General features: G+C 41.9%; 16 protein-coding genes and 2 tRNA genes. 14 read left to right on the top strand and 4 right to left on the bottom strand.

The annotated features are described in order from the left end of the window. Positions 1-29 precede the first annotated feature (29 nt). The 3 genes from JMW90_RS10085 (at position 30) to JMW90_RS10075 (ending at position 2,047) form a co-directional block, all read left to right on the top strand. Complete coding sequence (locus JMW90_RS10085) at positions 30-833, top strand: pteridine reductase (protein WP_227691935.1); 804 nt, start codon at positions 30-32, stop codon at positions 831-833. 82 nt (positions 834-915) lie between these two features. After that, positions 916-992, top strand: a tRNA-Ile gene (locus JMW90_RS10080). A 98-nt stretch (positions 993-1,090) separates the two neighbouring features. Further along, complete coding sequence (locus tag JMW90_RS10075; protein WP_420825322.1) at positions 1,091-2,047, top strand: IS256 family transposase, variant Zn-binding type; 957 nt, start codon at positions 1,091-1,093, stop codon at positions 2,045-2,047. A 148-nt stretch (positions 2,048-2,195) separates the two neighbouring features. Here the strand turns inward: JMW90_RS10075 and JMW90_RS10070 are convergent, their stop codons facing one another. After that, positions 2,196-3,878 carry an NAD-dependent malic enzyme gene (locus JMW90_RS10070; protein WP_201563776.1) on the bottom strand — a complete coding sequence of 561 codons (1,683 nt, stop codon included), beginning with the start codon at positions 3,876-3,878 and terminating at the stop codon, positions 2,196-2,198. 897 nt (positions 3,879-4,775) lie between these two features. On the opposite strand from JMW90_RS10070, the gene bhcA reads away from it, so the two are divergent. The 6 genes from bhcA (at position 4,776) to JMW90_RS10040 (ending at position 13,762) form a co-directional block, all read left to right on the top strand. Next, the gene (bhcA, locus tag JMW90_RS10065) at positions 4,776-5,951 is read left to right on the top strand and encodes an L-aspartate--glyoxylate aminotransferase BhcA (protein WP_201563774.1); all 1,176 of its coding nucleotides are present in this window, start codon (positions 4,776-4,778) and stop codon (positions 5,949-5,951) included. Between the two features lie 213 nt (positions 5,952-6,164). Next, positions 6,165-7,145, top strand: coding sequence for a beta-hydroxyaspartate dehydratase BhcB (gene bhcB, locus JMW90_RS10060; RefSeq protein ID WP_201563772.1), 981 nt, complete (start codon positions 6,165-6,167; stop codon positions 7,143-7,145). A 129-nt stretch (positions 7,146-7,274) separates the two neighbouring features. Further along, positions 7,275-8,426 (top strand): 3-hydroxy-D-aspartate aldolase BhcC, encoded by a 1,152-nt coding sequence (bhcC, locus tag JMW90_RS10055; protein ID WP_201563770.1) that lies wholly within the window; start codon positions 7,275-7,277, stop codon positions 8,424-8,426. A 145-nt stretch (positions 8,427-8,571) separates the two neighbouring features. Further along, positions 8,572-9,594, top strand: a complete 1,023-nt coding sequence (gene bhcD, locus JMW90_RS10050; RefSeq protein ID WP_201563768.1) for an iminosuccinate reductase BhcD — start codon at positions 8,572-8,574, stop codon at positions 9,592-9,594. A 497-nt stretch (positions 9,595-10,091) separates the two neighbouring features. After that, positions 10,092-12,260, top strand: a complete 2,169-nt coding sequence (locus tag JMW90_RS10045) for an FAD-dependent oxidoreductase (RefSeq protein WP_201563766.1) — start codon at positions 10,092-10,094, stop codon at positions 12,258-12,260. A 683-nt stretch (positions 12,261-12,943) separates the two neighbouring features. Continuing rightward, positions 12,944-13,762, top strand: coding sequence for a sterol desaturase family protein (locus JMW90_RS10040; RefSeq protein ID WP_201563764.1), 819 nt, complete (start codon positions 12,944-12,946; stop codon positions 13,760-13,762). A 66-nt stretch (positions 13,763-13,828) separates the two neighbouring features. Here the strand turns inward: JMW90_RS10040 and JMW90_RS10035 are convergent, their stop codons facing one another. After that, complete coding sequence (locus JMW90_RS10035; protein ID WP_201563762.1) at positions 13,829-14,437, bottom strand: TetR/AcrR family transcriptional regulator; 609 nt, start codon at positions 14,435-14,437, stop codon at positions 13,829-13,831. 201 nt (positions 14,438-14,638) lie between these two features. On the opposite strand from JMW90_RS10035, the gene JMW90_RS10030 reads away from it, so the two are divergent. Together JMW90_RS10030 and JMW90_RS10025 are read left to right on the top strand one after the other, a co-directional pair. After that, positions 14,639-15,334 carry a haloacid dehalogenase type II gene (locus JMW90_RS10030; RefSeq protein ID WP_201563760.1) on the top strand — a complete coding sequence of 232 codons (696 nt, stop codon included), beginning with the start codon at positions 14,639-14,641 and terminating at the stop codon, positions 15,332-15,334. Positions 15,335-15,525: 191 nt separating this feature from the next. Then, complete coding sequence (locus JMW90_RS10025; protein WP_201563758.1) at positions 15,526-16,059, top strand: DUF2058 domain-containing protein; 534 nt, start codon at positions 15,526-15,528, stop codon at positions 16,057-16,059. Positions 16,060-16,574: 515 nt separating this feature from the next. Here the strand turns inward: JMW90_RS10025 and JMW90_RS10020 are convergent. Next, entirely contained in the window at positions 16,575-18,245 is a 1,671-nt protein-coding gene (locus JMW90_RS10020; RefSeq protein WP_201563756.1) for an alpha-keto acid decarboxylase family protein, read from the bottom strand. A 261-nt stretch (positions 18,246-18,506) separates the two neighbouring features. Here JMW90_RS10020 and JMW90_RS10015 point away from each other — a divergent pair. Next, a tRNA-Gly gene (locus JMW90_RS10015) sits at positions 18,507-18,581 on the top strand. 429 nt (positions 18,582-19,010) lie between these two features. Here JMW90_RS10015 and JMW90_RS10010 read toward each other — a convergent pair. Continuing rightward, the gene (locus JMW90_RS10010) at positions 19,011-19,235 is read right to left on the bottom strand and encodes a helix-turn-helix domain-containing protein (protein ID WP_011513304.1); all 225 of its coding nucleotides are present in this window, start codon (positions 19,233-19,235) and stop codon (positions 19,011-19,013) included. A 196-nt stretch (positions 19,236-19,431) separates the two neighbouring features. Here JMW90_RS10010 and JMW90_RS10005 point away from each other — a divergent pair, with 196 nt between their 5' ends. Together JMW90_RS10005 and JMW90_RS10000 are read left to right on the top strand one after the other, a co-directional pair. Further along, a complete protein-coding gene (locus JMW90_RS10005; protein WP_011513303.1) occupies positions 19,432-19,647 on the top strand; it encodes a hypothetical protein in 216 nt (71 codons plus the stop codon). A 17-nt stretch (positions 19,648-19,664) separates the two neighbouring features. Beyond that, entirely contained in the window at positions 19,665-20,909 is a 1,245-nt protein-coding gene (locus tag JMW90_RS10000) for a site-specific integrase (protein WP_201563754.1), read from the top strand. Positions 20,910-20,922 lie beyond the last annotated feature (13 nt).

Raw genomic sequence — 20,922 nt, 5'->3', positions numbered from 1 at the left:
TAAAACCATATCCTAATTAAAACTCTATTATGACTCAAACATCTAAAAATACTCAGCCTATGATGGCATCTGCCCCTGTTATGCTTGTTACAGGCAGTGCTAAGCGTATTGGCGCGGCGATTATTCGTGCGGCTCATAAGCAAGGCTATCGCGTCATTATCCATTGTCATCATAGTGAGCAAGAGGCATATGCATTAGCAGACGCACTGAATAATACTTGCGCTCATAGTGCTGTGGTTATTGTCGCGGATTTGGCAGTGGTCAATCATATCGACACTCTAGCGCAATTGACTAAAATTATCATGCAGGCATTTGGGCAACTAGATGTATTGGTACATAATGCTTCTCGCTTTTACCCTACTCTCCTTGGCAGTATTAATTATGACCAATGGGACGAGCTGCTCTTGACCAATGCCAAAGCGCCATTGTTGTTAAGCCAATCGCTATATCCTTATCTAAAAAATCAGCAAGGCTGTATTATTAGTCTGCTTGATATTCACGCGCATGATAAGCCGTTTGCCAATTATACGGTCTACAATATGGCAAAGGCGGCGCATCGGATGATGGTGCAGTCTTTAGCGCTGGATATGGCGCCAGATGTGCGCGTTAATGGTATCGCGCCTGGGGTCAATATTTTACCCGATGCAGATAGCGATCAAGCACTTGATAGCGAGCAGCAAAGTAATATTATAAGCTCCATTCCTATGCAGCGAATAGGTATCCCTGCTGATATTGCTCATAGCGTGCTCTATTTGGCGCAAGCCAGTTATGTGACGGGTGAGATAATAACGGTGGATGGTGGCCGTAGTTTGACGCTAGCGGGTGGCAATTAGTAATAATTTATCAAATAGTATGGCATTCTTGCTAAGTTTTACTTGAAAATATATAAAAATCAGGTATGATTGTGCGACTAAAGGGCCCATAGCTCAGTTGGTTAGAGCAGAGGACTCATAATCCTTTGGTCGTAGGTTCAAGTCCTACTGGGCCCACCAAATTCAAACCCCGCAAACTTAATGTTTACGGGGTTTTTTATTGCTTAAATTTTCGGTGTAATGGACAAAATTCATGCTGGTGTAGGCTCTGAAGCTATATACTGTCTATATTTGCAAGGAATCAACGTCATGAATCAAAAAACTGCCCTTTTTGTCGTGACAAACACACCAAGAAGAACGGGCGCAAACTAGGCAAACAGCAGTATCAATGTCTATCTTGCAAACGGCAGTTTTTAGGTGGCACCAGACTCAACAACCAAACCCTTTGGACTGAATATACCCAAGGAAAACAGACCTACAAACAACTGGCTGATAAATATAATTGTAGTCTTAAAACCATCCAAAGACGCTTAGACAAAATCAGTATTGAGTATCAGATTAAACGGCCAAAGACTGCTAATATCATCATGGACACCACCTACTTTGGTCGCAAGTTTGGTTTAATGGTCTTTATGGACAACACCACTAGAACCGTTCTTTATTACGCGATAGTGAGTCATGAAACCAACAGTGCTTATAATCAAGGAGTGGATCACCTAGCATCGCTAGGCATTGATATACAAAGCATTACCTGCGATGGCAGACGAGGACTTAGGACGCTATTTACCAGTATACCTTGTCAGATGTGCCAGTTTCATCAAATACAAATAGTGACCCGCTACCTGACTCGTCGCCCTAAGAACAGCGCCAGTATCGAGCTTAGACGACTTACTTTAGAAATAACAAAGCTTGATAAAGCCACATTCACAAAATACTTGGATCACTGGTACTTGACTCATGAAGGCTACCTAAGTGAGCGTAGTGCTAATGAGGTTACTGGTAAAACATGGTACACGCACAAGCGTCTTAGAAGTGCTTACCGTAGCCTGCGAACCAATAGCGATTGGTTATTTACTTATCGAGAGTATGAGCATTTAGACATACCAAACACCACCAATTCTCTTGAAGGGTTGTTCAGTGAGCTAAAGCGACAATTACACAGTCATCACGGGCTAAATGAGCATCGTAAGTTACGGTTTATTAAAGACTTTTTAGGCTCGAAGTCACTCAAATAGCATGAATTATGTCCATTAGCGACTACCTTCTACTTTTTAGCATGAATTTTGTCCATTACACCAAATTTTAGTGAAATCTAAACAATAAAAAAGCCGAATGCTACGATTAAAAGTAGTATTCGGCTTTTTTATATGTACTGTCTAACAGTTAGAAAGAAGTACGACGATAGTTGCGGTATTTAGGTAACCAGAAATTGGCTTTTAATCGACGTTCAAAATTTTCTGCCGTGATAGGTAATGCCAATCTATCTTCAATCGCTTGTAATGCAACTGCACGGGCTATTTTTTCACTAATCTCTCTAATAACTTTGATTGGCGGTAATATTGCACCTGGTGCTTTTTCATATTCCATCGATATATCTGCCAGTGCTTGGCTTGCAGCCATCAACATATTATCGCTGATACCCGTCGCACGCGATGCTAAAACACCTAGGCCAATACCTGGAAATATATAACTGTTATTACATTGGGAAACTTCGAAAGACTGACCTTCAAAAGTTGTATTAGGAAAAGGACTACCGGTTGCAAGGATTGCCTTACCTTTGCTCCAGTTAGTCACTTCTTGCGGTGTTGCTTCAACACGAGACGTTGGATTTGAAAGCGGTAATACAATGGGATGTTCAGTATTAACACATAAAGCTTCGATTACCTCTTGGGTAAACAGACCTTTTTGTCCGCTTACACCAAACAATACGGTTATTTTTGCTTGTTTAACCACTTGCGCTAAACCGAGTTTCTGACTTTTATCCCAACTTTCAATAGTAGATTCTTTTTGTACCAACGGTACTTGGAATTCTTGTAGCTCTGTCATGCTATCGGTTAGCAAACCATAACGATCAACCATAAATACTTGTCTGCGTGCCTGCTCTTCTGTTAACCCTTCACGCTGCATTTGACGAATAATATGCTCAGCGATACCGCAACCTGCCGATCCTGCACCTAAGAAAGCGATGTTTTGTTGACTAAGTTTCTGACCTTTATTTAAACACGCTGCAATCAAAGTACCGACTGAAACAGCAGCAGTCCCTTGGATATCGTCATTGAAGCAACATAGTTGATCACGATATTTATTCAATAATGGTGTGGCGTTCGTTTGTGCAAAATCTTCAAATTGCAATAACACTTCTGGCCAACGACGCTTAACAGCCTGAATAAATAAGTCGACAAATTCATTATATTCATCGCCAGAAATTCGTGGATTTCTCCAGCCCATATACATAGGGTCATCAAGCAGCTGTTGATTATTGGTGCCTACGTCTAATAATATGGGTAGACAATAAGCCGGGCTAATACCACCACAAGCCGTATATAAAGATAATTTACCAATGGGAATGCCCATTCCTCCAATACCTTGATCGCCTAAGCCCAAGATACGTTCGCCATCAGTAACAACAATCACTTTTACTTTTTGTTTGGTGGCGTTTTGCAGCATGTCATCGATTTTATGGCGCTCAGGATAAGAGATAAATAAACCACGTTTCCGGCGATAAATTTGTGAGAATTTTTCACAAGCCTGCCCAACTGTTGGGGTATAGATGAGCGGCATCACTTCTTCAATATGCTGCTCAATCAAATGATGAAATAACGTCTCATTGGTGTCTTGTATATTACGCAAGTAAATATGCTTATCCATATCGCTGGTAAATGAGCTAAGTTGATGATAAGCGCGTAATGATTGCTCTTCAATTGTCTCAATATTATGAGGTAATAAACCGGTTAAATTAAAGTTATCACGTTCTTCTGATGAAAAAGCACTACCCTTATTTAACAAAGAGGTTTCTAACAGTGCAGGACCTGCAAAGGGGATATATAACGGACGTTGGTTTGGCATGATAAAATCTTCTTATTTAAATATATGATGGTACGAAGTTAAGGGTTTAAATATTTTTATAAATGCATTAAATAACATAAATTGATATCTTGATCTAACTTTCTTAGAATCATTCAAACTCACACACTTAAAAGTGATAGCTATAAGAAATCCAATGTCTTTCATAAGCCCCTCAGCCTTGATAATAAAGGGTTTCTTTTATTGTGATTGCTTTATTGAATCAGTGGTTTTTAGTAGGTTAGAGATTAAGCGATACTGAATAAACTGTAAAGCTATAGTACAGAATTTGAAGCAGAAGCGGTCAAAAAGATAACAGACAATAACGCTAACGTAAGTGTAACGGCGCAGTAATTAGCAGTAGCAATACAAGCGTTATCCAACTGACATAACCAATCAAGGCAAAAGTATCGGCACGGAACCATAGTATACTGAAGTTATGGCAGCTCTTAAATAAATCATGCAACTGAAATTGCAATCATGAATCATTTCTGTCAAGACATAAAACCATAAATAGGACTAATGTCAGCTATTCACGAAAAACAGTCACTGTAATAGTCTAGAGAAGTCTAGCACAAAGGTTATTTAAAAACACCTTGTTACAACTTACTATTAGTGCTATATTTTAATCAGTTGATGAGTATCTACACTTTTCAACCAAAACCTCTTAGTTTATCCTTCGTAAAAATCGTTACCGCAAGAACACCATAAAAAGAACGCAGTAAGTAGTAAAGTGACCAATCACCTGCAACTCCTTTCTTTGACATGGTTAATTTTTTAAATCTGAAAAACACACAAACCAAACTGTATGAGTCAGGAAGACTCTTGCATTAAATTCGCATGAACCCCTGCTTATACAACTATTGTGCCCCTTTATATGCACTCACAAGGATGTCAATCATGTCGCTACAAAACCCAATTTTTATTCCTGGCCCTACCAATATCCCTGACAGATTACGTCGCGCGATGAACGTGCCGACGCAAGATCACCGTGCGCCTGATTTCTCAGACACGTTCTTACCCGTGCTTGCTGATTGTAAAAAAGTATTTGACACCCAAGATGCCGAAATCATCTTGTTTACCTCTAGCGGCACAGGCGGCTGGGAAGCGGCTATTAGCAATACCTTATCACCTGGTGATAAAGTTCTGATTGCACGCTATGGTATGTTCTCACATCGCTGGATCGATATGTGTCAGCGCCACGGACTTGATGTACAAGTTGTCGAATGCGATTGGGGAACAGGCGCACCTGCTGACCAATTTCAAGCTATTTTGAGCGAAGATACTGCACACGAAATTAAAGCCGTTATGGTCACGCACAACGAAACAGCGACAGGTGTTTTAAGTGACATTGGTGCGGTTCGTAAAGCCATGGATAGCAGTGACCACCCTGCTTTGTTATTCGTCGATGGTGTCAGCTCAATTGCGTGTGTGCCTTTTGAGATGGACGCTTGGGGCGTAGACGTTGCGGTTGCTGGCTCGCAAAAAGGCTTTATGCTCGCCACAGGTATGGCAATATTGGGCGTCAGTCAAAAAGCCTTGAGTCATATGGATGAAGCTGAGTTACCACGTACCTATTTTGACTTCCGTGATATGTTGAAAGCCAATGCCAACGGCGGCTTTCCTTATACGCCACCATTAAATCTTATCTATGGTTTAAGAGAAAGTCTTGAGATGTTGTTTGACGAAGGTCTTGAGAATGTCTATGCACGTCATTACCGTTTAGCTGAAGGCGTACGCCAAGCTGTTAGCGCTTGGGGCATGAAGCTATGCGCAAAAACGCCTGATCTTTATTCTAATACCGTCAGCGCCATCTTTGTTCCTGAAGGCTTTGACAGTAATAAGCTGACCGATCATGCTTTTAATAAATATGGTATCTCATTTGGTATTGGTTTGGGTGAGATGAATGGTAAGGCTTTCAGAATCGGTCATCTAGGCTCGTTAACTGAAGTGATGGTACTAGCAGGGCTTGCCACGATTGAGATGGCGATGGTTGATTTGGACTACCCTATCAAACTGGGTCAAGGCGTTGCTGCTGCGCAAGAGTATTATCGCCATAGCGCACCAACCAAATAAATAAAAGCTATTATCGTCGATTCATTTTAAAAACGATACAGTGCTATTGGCTACAAATTTTTTGCAGCCTCTGTCACGCCTGCGAACAGCAAGCAAGAAAAATTATAGCCAATAGCACGTTATTACAATCGTATCGCTTTTACTTTGAACTGACTATAGATAACCAACCATTAAATAACAAGTAATTAAACAAAAGATGAAGGACTATTTTTTATGATCACAAACGAAGACGGATTAGTGATTCCAACCCTTGATGATATGTTAGAGGCGCATGAGCGCATTAAGCCATACATCCATCGCACCCCTGTTTTGACCTCTCGCTTTTTAAATGAGCTGGCAGGCTGTGAGATGTTCTTTAAATGTGAGAACTTCCAAAAAGCAGGTGCTTTTAAAGTACGCGGCGCATCAAACGCGGTGTTCGGTCTGTCTGACGAAGATGCCAAAAATGGCGTTTGTACGCACAGCTCAGGCAATCATGCCCTGTCTTTGTCTTATGCAGCAGGTCGTCGTGGTATACCTTGTAATGTCGTCATGCCGCACAGCGCACCAGAAGCAAAAAAAGCCGCAGTACGTGGCTATGGCGGTATCATCACCGAATGCCAGCCATCAACCACCTCACGTGAAGAAGTCTTTGCTAAAGTTCAAGCAGAAACCGGCGGCGACTTTGTCCATCCGTACAATGACCCACGCGTCATCGCCGGACAAGCGACTTGCTCACGTGAGTTTTTAGAGCAAATGGAAGATATTGGCGAAAAACCTGACATGGTTGTCGCACCTATTGGTGGTGGCGGTATGATTTCAGGTACTTGCTTGACGTTATCTAATTTAGCCCCTGACGTAAAAATCTATGCAGCTGAGCCAGTAAACGCTGATGATGCTGCACGCTCATTTAAAGCCGGTCATATCATCGCTGATGATGCGCCAAACACGGTTGCTGATGGCCTCAAAGTACCGCTTAAAGATTTGACTTGGCATTTTGTCAGCAATTACGTGACTGATATTTTGACCGCGACCGAAGAAGAAATCATTGAAGCCATGAAGCTGACTTGGACTCATATGAAAATCGTCATCGAGCCAAGCTGTGCCGTACCGCTTGCTGTTATCTTGAAGAACAAAGACGTTTTTGCCGGTAAAAAGGTTGGCGTTATCATCACTGGTGGCAACGTTGATCTTGACAAGCTGCCTTGGAACTGATAATTGGCAACTTATAATCAGCAATTAGGTATCAATAACTGATTACAAATAAAGCGTTAACTCAGCGCAAATAATGCGCAAGTTTAAACGGCTTTTCATAACACTCACTAACCACATGGAAGAATTAAAATGATTACTGAAGAATTAGAAGTAGGTTACAACGTACCCGCCGCTGTTGGTATGGACGAAGCTGACATTCAAACCCCTTGTTTGATCTTGGACTTAGATGCCCTTGAGCGTAACGTCAAAAAAATGGGCGATTATGCGAAAGCGCATAATATGCGTCACCGTAGTCACGGTAAAATGCACAAGTCAGTTGATGTACAAAACTTGCAAGAAGAGATGGGCGGCGCTATTGGTGTTTGCTGTCAAAAAGTCTCTGAAGCCGAAGTATTTGTACGCGGCGGCATCAAAGACGTATTGGTATCAAACCAAGTACGTGAGCCTGCTAAGCTTGAGCGTTTGGCCAATTTGCCTAAGATGGGCTCAAAAATTACTGTTTGTGTCGATGATGTCGATAACGTCGCTGAGCTATCAGCTGCTGCAACCGAAGCAGGCACTGAACTTAATTGCTATATCGAAATCGACTGTGGCGCTGGACGTTGTGGTGTTACTACCACTGAAGCGGTTGTTGAGATTGCCAAAGCGATTGCTGCCGCTGAAAATTTAAAATTCACTGGTATCCAAGCCTATCAAGGTGCGATGCAGCATATGGATAGCTTTAGCGATCGTAAAGCTAAAACACAAATCGCGATTGATCAAGTACAAGAAGCAATCGATGCATTAGACGAGATTGGTCTAAAACCAGAATTCGTTTCAGGTGGCGGTACGGGTAGTTATTATTTCGAAAGTAATTCAGGTGTTTTCAACGAATTACAGTGTGGCTCTTACGCATTTATGGATGCCGATTATGGTCGCATCTTAGATGAAGATGGCAACCGTATCGATGCTGGTGAATGGGAAAATGCGTTATTTATCCTAACCTCTGTGATGAGCCATGCCAAACCTGACAAAGCCATCGTTGATGCCGGTCTAAAAGCTCAGTCGGTTGACAGTGGTCTACCATTCATCTACGGTCGTGACGATGTTGAATATGTTAAATGTTCAGACGAGCATGGCGTGGTCAGCGATCCAAATGGCGTCCTTAAAGTCAATGAAAAACTAAAACTGGTACCGGGTCATTGTGATCCTACTTGTAACGTACATGATTTTTATATTGGTGTGCGTAACGGTAAAGTCGAGACCGTATGGCCAGTATCTGCACGCGGTAAAATGTACTAAGAACTGTACCAAGAGCTATAAGCTAAATTAATATGATTCTATCAGTTTAGTTTAGATGGGCTGTTGTAGCTTTAGCCTACAGCAGCCCTCATTTATTTAAAGTATTCAATAATTACAAATTAAGCAGTATAAAAAGGAATTTATCATGAGTGAAGAAAATAGTGTGAATGCTAACAATGCTAACAATGCTAACAATGAAGGCTTGTTGATCGTATCAGAAGACGCTTGCAAATCGGTGATTGATCGCCCTTCTGCCTTTATCGCCGTTGAAAATGTTTTTGCATCAATGTCACGAGGCGACGCCTATAACTTCCCTGTCATCCGTGAAGCCATTGGCTATGCTGATGCGCTATATGGCTTTAAATCAGGTTTTGACCGCGCTGGCAAATCATTAGGTCTAAAATCAGGTGGCTACTGGCCAGGTAATGCAGCTAAAGGTTTGACCAACCATCAATCAACGATTTTTTTATTCAATCCAGATAATGGTAAATTGCGTGCACTGGTCGGCGGCAACTACCTAACAGCAGTACGTACAGCCGCAGCATCAGCCGTATCAATCGCCCATCTAGCGCGTAAAGACAGCAAAGTGCTTGGTATGGTTGGCGCTGGTCACCAGTCTACGTTTCAGCTGCGTGCCGCTCTTGAGCAACGCAACTTTGAAAAAGTAGTGGCTTGGAATAAGAATAAAGATCGTCTTACGAATCTCCAAGCAGTCGCTGAAGAATTAGGCGTACCGTTTGAGTCTGTTGAACGCGAACAATTATGTGCCGAGGCGGATGTCATTATTACTATTACTTCAGCGTTTGAGCCACTGCTTATGAAAGAGTGGATCAAACCGGGTACGCATATCGCCTGTATGGGTACCGATACCGTTGGGAAGCAAGAAGTTGATGTCAACTTAGTAGCTGCTGCTACTGTATTTACAGATGAAATCGCGCAATCAATCACTATTGGTGAAGCACAGCATGCTATTAAATCTGGGGCTATTAAAGAATCTGATATCACCACCCTTGGCGATGTCATCAACGGTGAGCATCCGGGTCGTAGCTCAGCTGAAGAAATTACCATTTTTGATGGTACCGGTGTTGGCTTGCAAGATTTAGCAGTAGCTTCCGCTGCGGCTAAGCTTGCTGTCGAGAAAGGTGAAGCTCAGCACATCTCGCTATAGTTTTCGTTATAACTGTCATTATAAATATGATACTAGCCACTGTATTTTAGATACCGCCAAATAATGAGTTTATTTGGCGGTTTTTTATAATACGGATATAAGCAGAGGACAACTATCACTACCTTCTTCTATATCACTTTGAAATTTGTCTCAAGCCATTCACAATACTATATTTGAACAATCACTCAATAACGATTACAATGAATAAATGTCATATTTTACGTATATCCATGACTAAATTTTGAACTGTCATTCATAATACAACTATAGTTAAAATATCTCAAAAACGCTACAGTGCTGCTGGTATAAATTTTTTGCAGCCTCTGTCTGCGTAGGCACAGCAAGCAAGAAAAATGAATATCAGCAGTACTTGATGTATCGATATTGCTTTTCCCTGACTATATATGAAAAACTAGCTTACAGTAGGAATACAGCGTTATTCTTTGCTAAGTGATTCTTTACTACATGATGTTTTATATTATTTATCTGGATAATCCATGATTAAAAAAATAGTTTTGATAGTAGCGGTCTTAATTGGCGTCATTGGTTTTTTTTATTTTGACCTTAATAAATTATTAACGCTTGAGGGCTTAAAAGGCTCGATGGATCAGTTTGAGCACTATAAAACACAGTCGCCATGGTTAGTCATCGGCGGGTTTTTTGTAGTCTACATCTTAGTCACGGCATTATCCTTACCCGGTGCCGCTATTTTAACCTTGGCAGCCGGTGCTTTATTTGGTTTAGCACAAGGTATCTTGGTCGCCTCATTTGCCTCAAGTATTGGTGCCACCCTCGCCTTTTTGACCTCGCGTTATTTGTTACGCGATACCATCAAACAGCGCTTTCCTGATCGTCTTGCCTCTATCGATTCTGGGGTAAAAAAAGAAGGCGGATTCTACTTATTTACACTACGTCTGGTACCGATATTCCCCTTTTTTCTTATCAATTTATTGATGGGTCTGACGGCTATCAAAGCACGGACCTTTTATTGGGTCAGCCAAATCGGTATGCTTGCCGGCACCTTTGTATTTGTGAATGCCGGTACGCAGTTGGCACAAATCGAGCAGTTATCTGGCATTTTGTCCTTTAATCTGCTGGCTTCATTTGCATTATTAGGATTATTTCCGCTGATAGCAAAAGGCATATTAACGATACTTAAAAAACGCCGTGTCTATAAAAATTATCATAAGCCAAAAAAATTCGACCGTAATATGATTGTGATTGGTGCCGGTGCTGGCGGACTCGTTACCAGCTATATTGCCGCGACCGTCAAAGCAAAAGTCACATTGATTGAGGCAGGTGAGATGGGCGGCGACTGTTTAAACTATGGCTGCGTCCCCAGCAAAGCGCTGATAAAAAGTGCAAAAGTGCTTGAGCAGATACGCCATGGCGAATGTTATGGACTCAATAATAGCCAACCCGATTTTGCATTTAAGAACATCATGTCTCGCATCCACAAAGTCATTGCTGATATCGCCCCAAATGACAGTGTCGAGCGTTATACAGAATTGGGTGTCGAGGTATTAAAAGGCTATGCAAAACTCATTGACCCATGGACAGTTGAGATTGCCCTTAATGATGGCAGTACTCAGACATTAACGGCGCGCTCTATCGTTATCGCGACGGGCGCACGTCCCTTTGTCCCAGGCTTGCCGGGTTTAGAAGAGACAGGTTATGTGACAAGCGATACTCTTTGGGATAAGTTTGCAAAACTTGATAAAGCGCCGAGCAAGCTGGTGGTACTTGGCGGCGGACCGATTGGCTGTGAGCTGGCACAAGCTTTTGCTCGTTTAGGCTCTACTGTGACCCAAATAGAAAGAGGCGCGCGGCTGATGAAAAAAGAAGATGCCGAGGTTTCTGTATTTGCGCAAGAAGCACTGACTGAAAGCGGTGTTACTATCTTGACCTCACAGCAAGCGACTCGCTGTGAGATTCGCGACGGTAAAAAGTATATTATCGTCGCTCCAAAAGACGGTAATGATGACCAACAAGAAACTGCCATTGAGTATGATGAGTTGATTTGTGCAGTCGGTCGTAGTGCGCGCTTAAAGGGCTACGGACTTGAAACATTAGGCATCGACACTGAGCGCACCATCAGTACAGATGAATATCTTGAGACCCTTTACCCCAATATTTATGCGGCAGGTGATGTCGTGGGTCCTTATCAATTCACCCACGTGGCTTCCCATCAAGCATGGTACGCTGCGGTCAATGGCTTATTTGGTCATCTTAAAAAATTCAAAGTAGATTATCGCGTGATTCCGTGGACGACTTTTATTGATCCAGAAGTAGCACGAGTGGGCTTAAATGAGCAAGAAGCGATTGATAAAGGTATCGATTTTGAAATCACACGTTATGACTTTAAAGACTTAGATCGGGCGGTAACCGAAAGCGCCAATCATGGCTTTATCAAGGTCATTACCCCAAAGGACAAAGATAAAATCTTGGGTGTGACCATCGTCGCTGAACATGCTGGTGACTTGATGGCTGAGTTTGTATTGGCCATGAAACACAATCTAGGGCTAAATAAAATACTGGGCACCATTCATACCTACCCAACATGGGCAGAAGGCAATAAGTATGCAGCTGGCGAATGGAAACGCAATCATGCACCTAAAAAAGCGCTACAGTTGCTTGAAAAGTATCATACTTGGCGTCGAGGTTAATTCATGCATCCTACTGGCTTGCCAGCAGCTTTGACAATATAGTCAATTCAATTTGAAAGTGATACAAGGCAACTGAATGTAGAGGTATATTAAATACTTCAAGTGAGATTAACGCTATGACAATTTTATAGTGGATTTACTACACGCTGTTATTCTCGCATTTCTCAGTTGCAGGTAATATTGCCTTTGCGATGCCTAAAGGCAATAAAGTGCTAGCGGCTATTTAGATATTACCTTATATTTTTTATGCTATGCAGGGGTGCCACTTGGTTTTATATTGGGCAATCCCGAGCAAAATGCCATTGCAGGCGCATTGTTGTTAGCTGTCTTTAAATGGTCTCACTGAGGGCACTAAAACGATTATTTTATTTATCGCCTTTTGTATTTGGCTATGGTTAATCCACTTTTAAAAATTTATCCACTTTTAAAAAAGTACAGAACTGCTGAAATTATTTTTTCGCAGCCTCTGTCTGCGTAGACACAGCAAGCAAGAGAAATTAACTTCAGCAGTGATTGATGATATTTGTATTTCTTTTATTTAGGACTGACTATACCTACTTTGTGGTATTGGCCAGCATTTTTGCGGCGGCCTGCATGGTTACTATTATGACTTGTATATACGGCGGTTATCAGACGCTCAAACGACTCGAATCTGATGTACAAGCCCTTCAAGGAGGTCAATAATGGCGAATGAGATATGGTGGCGTTTGGGATTTTTCTTTGGCATATTGATTGTTATGATGCTCATTGAACATAGGCATCCCGCACGTCAATCGCCGGTTAATATCAACACACGTTGGTTTGCCAATCTTGGACTGGTATTTGCCTCTTCTTTTGTTGCCCGTTTGGCAGTGCCTATTGGGCTGACAACGGTAGCCGTTTATCATCAAAAAAACAGTATCGGTTTATTTAATTTAATTGAGATACCGAATATCGTGGCTATTATTTTAAGCTTCTTGTTGCTTGATATCGTTATCTACTGGCAACATCGCTTATTTCACCGAGTGCCGCTTCTCTGGCGCTTGCACCGTGTCCATCACGCTGATGCGCATATCGATGCCAGCACGGGGCTTAGATTTCACCCTATCGAGATTGTCTTAAGCATCTTGCTCAAGCTCGCTGTCATTAGTGTGCTTGGCGTCCCTGCTATAGCGATACTGATATTCGAGATTGCCTTAAATGGGCTGTCTATGTTTAATCATGCCAATATTCGCCTGCCACCAGTGATTGAGAAGCCATTACGCTTGATTCTAGTGACACAAATCTTACATCGCATTCATCATAGCAAACGGGTCAGTGAGACCAACTCCAACTACGGTTTTAGTGTGACTTGGTGGGATAGGCTCTTTGGTAGCTATAAAAGTAACGCCTCAAAATCTGATCAAGCATTAGATATCGGTCTAATCGAGTATCCTGATGCCAAACAAAATGCCTCGCTATGGGGATTATTGCTCATGCCATTTAAAGATAAACCCTCTATAAATCAATCCAATCAAAAGTAAATACCGCATCTAACCATCAGCTAAGCCGATGAATACGGAAAAACAATCTCAATTTTATAACTCCACTTAATCAGCAACCATACCCTTGCGTAACGCCTCTATAGAAGACGCTATATCATCTGCAACTGCCTGCACTGCCACGCTATCGACATCACGCTGAGCAAAAGCGCGTATGCCCATGATTTCTGCCTGCAAGCGCCGTCCAAGCCTGACAGCATCTAGCTGATGATCCAGCTCACCTAGCTGCTGAGCATGAGCAAAGCACTCTACAAAGCGCGTCTCCATGCCAGCCAATAGCTTCTCGACCTTTTCAAGTGCTGACTGCTCACGAGCACCAAGCTCAAGTAAGCTTTTGACCAGCATACACGCTCGACTGGGCAGATTTTTTTCGCGAATACTGCCAAGTTGACGCACGTAAGCCGCCAATCCTAATAAAGGAGACTCATAGCTGCTCAATATGCGCTCAAGCTCCTTTAGGGCTGCCTGCGCATAGTAATCAAGCGCTTCTTGAAACAGTCCATCTTTATTACCAAAAGCGGCATAAATACTGCCTGGTCGCATATCAAGCGCTTGCTCAATATCCTTTAAAGAGGTTGCATGAAAACCTTTTTGCCAAAACAGCTGTATGGCCCGCTCTAATGCTTCATGACGATTATATAATGTGGTACGCGACATAATATTCCAATTTTTATCCCATGATTTTAGACAATAAAGTAAACATGGCTATACAATTTGAATGACTACTCAATTTTATCTTGAATGATTACTCAAGTCCAGCTAAAGTAAATTTACCGACTGTCATTGTTATATTATGAAATCTCGCTAGTACGACTTACTTTTATTGCAAAAGGAACTTTTATTGCAAAAGGAACTTTTATGTCCTATATCTACTCAGCTCCGATTATCGTATTCGATGTCAACGAAACCTTACTCGATATCGATACGCTCACGCCCTTATTCACGCGGTTATTTGGGGACAAAAACAGACTTAGAGAGTGGTTCGCGCAATTGGTACTTTACTCGCAAACCATGACTTTATCTGGTCTTTACACGCCTTTTGGCGAGCTTGGTGCTGGTGCTTTACAAATGACAGCAGACATTCATGCCGTTAGGTTAACAGAAGAAGATGTTCAGGAATTCAAGCAGCGCATGAGTGAGATGCCAGCTCACACTGACGCTATCCCTGCTTTGACCAAACTGCGTGATGCAGGATTTAGATTGGTGACGTTGACCAACTCAGCACCTAGCCCCTCTCCGACGCCGCTTGAAAAAGCAGGATTGAATATGTTCTTTGAGCGGAATTTTAGTGTTGCCAGCGTCAACCAATTCAAACCTGCAGCGGCGACCTATGAGATGGTCGCCAGCGAGCTTTTGGTTGAGACCTCAGAGCTATGTCTTGTCGCTTGCCACCAGTGGGATGTTATCGGTGCTCAAGCAGCTGGCTGCCAAGGGGCTTTTATCACTCGACCTTATAATGCACGCCTTTCGGCAACCAACGTCCCAAAACCAGACTTTATCGCTTCAGACCTTATCACACTGGCTAAAGAAATTATTAATTATAAAAGTCCTTAAGTAGATGGGTAAGAATCCATAACCATGATCCCAGATACGTACATTCCATTTTTTACCGACATTTTCTTTAGTGATAAGCGCTGAGACGGCCTTATTTGATGACATTGGACATTGCTTGGCAGAATTTGTTACCATGACTGATGACGATTCAGTTTATTTCACTTAGGTAGTTTCATTTAGGTAATGCAGATATGGCAAAAAACGCCCTACAGGCTCAACTTCTAAAAGCAGGTCTAGTTGATAGCAAAAAAGCCAACAAAATAAGCAAGCAGGCGCAACACGCTAAGCGTACTGGCGATGCATCAAATATCGACGCTAAAAAAGCCTTGGCAGATGCTCAAGCTAAAAAAATAGAGAAAGATCAAAAACTCAATCAAGAAAAACAACAGCTTTTAGAAGAAAAGATGTTAAAAGCCAATATCATTCAAATGATTAAGCAGCATCAACTGACTGAGACAAACGGCGATATCAGCTATCAGTTTGTCGATGGCTCTAAAGTTAAAAAACTTTTTATTACTCAAAAGCTGTATGATCAAATCGTGGCAGGTCACGTGGTCATTGCCCGCTTAGACGATAGCTATGCGCTACTACCGCGTCCACTTGCTGATCGTATTAATTCAAAGCTAGAAGGCTTTATGGTGGTATCGAACGATACTGCAGAAGATGAGCTGGCAGAAGACGATCCGTATGCCGCTTACGTAATTCCAGATGATTTGATGTGGTAGTCGCTGCTCCTAAAAATAATACTATCAATAAAAAGCTCTATTCATGATGAATAGAGCTTTTTATTCTTTACCCATCTCATCTGTCATTTGTATGTAGTCGATTCAATGTAAAAACAATACTATACAGTTCTAAAGCTAAAATAAGAAAAAATCAAATGCTGTTTGAGAGTTCCAGATATTTTAAGCCAATCGTGTAATGGTCACCTAATTTCGGACACCTGATAAGAGGTTTTGATTAACGTATCGTCGCTCTTTCTCTGCTGGTGATAAATAATCATTAACACGGTACGGTCGCACGGTTTGATAGTAGCGCCAACTATAATCAATAATGGCGGTCTATGCCTCAGCGATATTTTCGTAACCGCCCTTCACTTCGCTATCGCTACGTCTTGCATCACTAAAACAGTCTCCCAGACTGTTTTTTAATGTTCTTCACCACTCGGTTTTTTAGCTTCTAAAAAAGCGCTCAGTAGGCGCATTGTGGCTTTTTATAATTGAAACTTAATTAAATAGACTTAATTGGCTTTTGGCTTAAGCGCGGCACTGATATCGGCTAATAGTGGCGGGATATCATGCTTGCCAGCGATAACCTCCAACATGACCAGCTTATCTTTTGCAGCCGCCGCTTGCTTGAGAGCATCTTTTAACTCGCCTGCTGTCTCTGCTTTTAGTAGCAGACTATTATCATCATTGGCACCAAACGCTTTTGGCATCAACTGCCAGTCACATTTAGGAATGTCGTTATAGTACTGGTTTTCACCATGAATCGCGCGCTCAACGGTATAGCCATCATTATTAATCAGCACAATCACAGGATTAATGCGCTCCTGAATCATCACCGCAATCTCTTGGATGGTTAATAAAGCAGAACCATCACCAATGAGTAAAATACTACGCTTATGCGGTGAAGCAATGGCACCACCTAAACTCGCAGGCAAAGTATAACCAATAGAACCCCACATCGGCTGACCATAAGACGTCACACCTTCTGGCAGACGCACATCACTGATACCAAAATAGGCAGTACCTTGTTCTGAAAACACCAAGTTTTTATCATCGAGCGCATCGGCAATGATATGCCATAAATCATCTTGACGGATAGCCTCATCATCCTTGCCATGTTGCTCATGCGGCTTTACCTCTTCACAGAATTTTTTAGGCACAATATTAATATCTGAAGTCATTACCTCATGCAGTGTTTTTAGAGCATCTTTTAGGGCAATGGGCGCAAAGTTTTTGCCTGCGATACTCGCACGCTCATAATGCAGGTCAACCACCACGTTTTCATCAATATCTTGGCTAAAACCTGCAGTAGTAGTATCAGTATATTGCACACCAATTTTTATCAAACACTCACAGTTTTCGACCATATCCTTAACCACAGGACGCGATGCCACACCTGCATAGGTGCCTGCCCAACGCTCACTATTTTCATCAAGCAAAGTTTTGCCCCACGATAACGTCGTATAAGGAATATCGGTATCGGCAATCAAAGCCTTAAGCTGATTTTGCAGTCCCAAACGATGCACCATCAAATCTGCCATGAGGGTCATGGTTTTGTTTGGCAAAAACTCTATGAGCGCTTGCTTAAAATCTGCCAGTGCTGCTTGACTGGTGATGTCTTCTTGGCTGTCATCAAGCTTGGTCGTCGGTGGATAAATAGGTTGACGAGCAACGTCAGGCGATAGCATTAAGTAACCAGGACGATGCTTTTTAAGAATCAAGCGAATCACTCGGTCGATTTCTGAAGCAGCATTTTCAGGCGTAATCTGTGCCCGTGCGACCGTGACCGGCTCTACCATTTTGATAAAATGATTGAATACGCCATCACCAAGTGAATGATGGATGCGACGCTTTGAATCTTGTAATGCTGTACTTGGCGCACCTACGATATGAAGCACTGGCGCATACTCAGCAAACGAGCCTGCCGTGGCATTGATAGCGGACAGCTCCCCCACTCCAAAGGTCGTCACCATTGCCGCAAAGCCACGCTCACGTGCATAGCCGTCAGCTGCGTAACCTGCATTTAACTCATTGGTATTACCCACCCAACGCAGCTTATCAGAGGCGATAATATTGTCCAAAAAAGTTAAATTAAAGTCACCAGGTACGCCAAATATCTCTGACGCACCCGCTTCTGCGATACGATCAAACAAATAGTCAGCGATGGTATATTGTTGACTCATACTACTTATCCTTAAGTGTTATGTTTATAAATCATGAATATGATAAAACTAATTGTAAAACTGCAGCCCAGCCTATTTATGAAAAGGAAATATTTTGGAATACATATGATAACAATCTGTTATAACATGATTGATGGATAAGATAATATGCCAATTTACTATCTTTTGCTTTTTTTTATGCTAGCTGTTGACAGGCTCAAAAAACTGCGTATAATACGCCATCATCATCTAGACTATATTTAATAGCCAGTTGGTAAATTAGCGGGAATAGCTCAGTGGTAGAGCATAACCTTGCCAAGGTTGGGGTCGAGAGTTCGAATCTCTTTTCCCGCTCCAAATACTTAAAAAGCCTCACTTAACAGTGAGGCTTTTTTTTGTCTAATTTTCGGGGGTTGTAGCTATTTTCATTATTGGCTATTCAGTCTGATTGCTAAGTTTATCTAACATATTAAAAGCTCAAAAATCAGCACCGTGACCAAAACGTGACCATTTCGTGTCCACCATATAAACACTGATTCTATAATTGACCCCAACTTATTACTCTTATCTTTATAAAAAACGATGCTAAGAAATATTTTCTTAGCATCGTTTTTCCTTTTCCAATGCTTTTTTTAAATTAAGCTCATAGCGTGACCAAAACGTGACCAAATCATGAAAAAGTAGATATAAAAAATAACCCCAACCTTAATTTCATGCTTTGGAACGTCATATATATAAGGCTCTGCCACTTATTCCTCTGCGCATCTTTTTCAACTCTGTATATCTTCAAGACTCTTCATCATCTTTAGGATTTGGCGTATAAATAAATAAGTCACCCACCTGTACGTCTAAAAACTCACATAACTGGTCGATAGTATTGAAATCAATTCTTGATGACTCTTCATTGTATAGCTTATGAAGTGTTGATTTACTCATGCCTGTTGCCCTTACAACATCTGCTACGCGCAGTTTTTTCTCTGCCAGAATAACAGGGAGTTTAGACACAATCATAATTATTACCTCTTTTCGGGTAAAAATGCTTTACATTGAGGTAAAAAGATAATATAGTACACAAATCGGTTATTAATTACCTTTAAGCGGGTAAATAATTACTGATTACTTCAAGGTGCATTCTTACAAGTTGATAAAATAATTTTTATTCTATCACTTAATGCGATGACTTAATAACTGAAAAGAGGTAAATACCATGAGCAATACTTATTTAACAACTGATGAGTTAGCTGAACGCATCAAGTACGACGCACGTACTATCCGCAATCAAATGAAAGACACCGTTTTGATTGAGAACATTCATTACATTCGTCCTTTTGGCGGTCGCAAGATTTTATATGTATGGGAGCGTATCGAAGAGGATATGTGTAAACCTGTTATGAGCGCTATCAATGGTATGGCACTTCAATAAAAATAAGGAGATTTATCATGGCTACTATACAAGGACGGTTTGGCAAACTAATTGCCGACTTCTACTACCTAGGTATACGTTGTCGAGAAAAGACTAGCTTAGAAGATAACCCAGCTAACAGAAGAAAATTAGCGACTGTTTTGAAAAAAATAGACGCAGAAATAACCCTAGGCATCTTCGACTATGGCGCCTACTTTCCGAAGAGTACTCGTCTAAAAGAGATGACAGCACTGGCCGATAGAGCGGAAGCTTGTATCAGTCGCAATCCTACCTTTAGACAGTTTGTCGATATTTGGTATGAGGAGAAGAAGATTGAATGGCGGCCAAGCTATCGGCAAAAGACACAGATTATTCTTGATAAGTACTTATTGCCTGAGTTTGGTGGTAAAGCAGTACATGCTATAAAAAAATCAGACTTGCTGACCTTCCGTAGCTCCCTCGCCAAAGTTCGTTACGGTAAAGATGGTCAGTCAAGTCTGTCAGTAGCACGAATCAATCAGATTATGATACTACTTCGTATGATACTAGAAGAAGCATCAGATCGCCATGAGTTTGAGATGCCTTATAAAAATATTAAGAATCTTAAGCAAGCTCGTCCGGATGTAAATCCGTTTACATTGAGTGAGGTATGGCTGATTTTAAAGCATGTCCGTGCTGACTATAAGCCCTACTACACCATTCGCTTCTTTACCGGGATGCGTACCAGTGAGATTGATGGGCTTAAGTGGGACTGTATTAATTTTGATCGCCGTGAGATCAGTATCCGTGGTGCATTAGTAAATGGTGAGATGGGTCCAACGAAGACGTTAGGCTCGCAACGTGATATTGCGATGTCACAGTTAGTGTATGACGCCCTACTAGAGCAGAAGGCACGCACCTTTGGTAAGTCAGAGTTTGTGTTTTGCAACTCACAAGGCAATCCGATGGAGTATCGCAATGTGAACCGGCGGGTGTGGAAACCCACGCTTGCCCTACTCGGTCTGAAACATAGGCGGGCTTATCAGACTCGGCACACGGCAGCGACGCTTTGGCTGGCTGCTGGTGAGAGCCCTGAGTGGATTGCTCGGCAGATGGGTCATAGTAGTACGGAGATGCTGTTTCGGGTGTATAGCCGCTATGTACCTGACATTACCCGTCAGGATGGCTCAGCGATGGATAACTTGCTACTCGCGAGCAAGGAGAAGCTAACCAGCGCATCGAATAGCTCTGAAGGTGAAGCACTAATCAGGGACTCACAAACTGACAAGGAGACGTCACAATGAAAATCATTAATTA

This window comes from Psychrobacter glacincola, assembly GCF_904846215.1.
Taxonomy (GTDB): domain Bacteria; phylum Pseudomonadota; class Gammaproteobacteria; order Pseudomonadales; family Moraxellaceae; genus Psychrobacter; species Psychrobacter glacincola.
Note: the sequence above shows the minus strand (reverse complement) of the source record. Positions and strands in the feature narration are given on the sequence as shown.

What these genes read in the sequence shown, in the direction of transcription:
- JMW90_RS10085 (WP_227691935.1), top strand. Translation starts at nt 30, where the DNA reads ATGACTCAAACATCTAAAAATACTCAGCCTATGATGGCATCTGCCCCT.
- JMW90_RS10070 (WP_201563776.1), bottom strand. Translation starts at nt 3,878, where the DNA reads ATGCCAAACCAACGTCCGTTATATATCCCCTTTGCAGGTCCTGCACTG.
- bhcA (WP_201563774.1), top strand. Translation starts at nt 4,776, where the DNA reads ATGTCGCTACAAAACCCAATTTTTATTCCTGGCCCTACCAATATCCCT.
- bhcB (WP_201563772.1), top strand. Translation starts at nt 6,165, where the DNA reads ATGATCACAAACGAAGACGGATTAGTGATTCCAACCCTTGATGATATG.
- bhcC (WP_201563770.1), top strand. Translation starts at nt 7,275, where the DNA reads ATGATTACTGAAGAATTAGAAGTAGGTTACAACGTACCCGCCGCTGTT.
- bhcD (WP_201563768.1), top strand. Translation starts at nt 8,572, where the DNA reads ATGAGTGAAGAAAATAGTGTGAATGCTAACAATGCTAACAATGCTAAC.
- JMW90_RS10045 (WP_201563766.1), top strand. Translation starts at nt 10,092, where the DNA reads ATGATTAAAAAAATAGTTTTGATAGTAGCGGTCTTAATTGGCGTCATT.
- JMW90_RS10040 (WP_201563764.1), top strand. Translation starts at nt 12,944, where the DNA reads ATGGCGAATGAGATATGGTGGCGTTTGGGATTTTTCTTTGGCATATTG.
- JMW90_RS10035 (WP_201563762.1), bottom strand. Translation starts at nt 14,437, where the DNA reads ATGTCGCGTACCACATTATATAATCGTCATGAAGCATTAGAGCGGGCC.
- JMW90_RS10030 (WP_201563760.1), top strand. Translation starts at nt 14,639, where the DNA reads ATGTCCTATATCTACTCAGCTCCGATTATCGTATTCGATGTCAACGAA.
- JMW90_RS10025 (WP_201563758.1), top strand. Translation starts at nt 15,526, where the DNA reads ATGGCAAAAAACGCCCTACAGGCTCAACTTCTAAAAGCAGGTCTAGTT.
- JMW90_RS10020 (WP_201563756.1), bottom strand. Translation starts at nt 18,245, where the DNA reads ATGAGTCAACAATATACCATCGCTGACTATTTGTTTGATCGTATCGCA.
- JMW90_RS10010 (WP_011513304.1), bottom strand. Translation starts at nt 19,235, where the DNA reads ATGATTGTGTCTAAACTCCCTGTTATTCTGGCAGAGAAAAAACTGCGC.
- JMW90_RS10005 (WP_011513303.1), top strand. Translation starts at nt 19,432, where the DNA reads ATGAGCAATACTTATTTAACAACTGATGAGTTAGCTGAACGCATCAAG.
- JMW90_RS10000 (WP_201563754.1), top strand. Translation starts at nt 19,665, where the DNA reads ATGGCTACTATACAAGGACGGTTTGGCAAACTAATTGCCGACTTCTAC.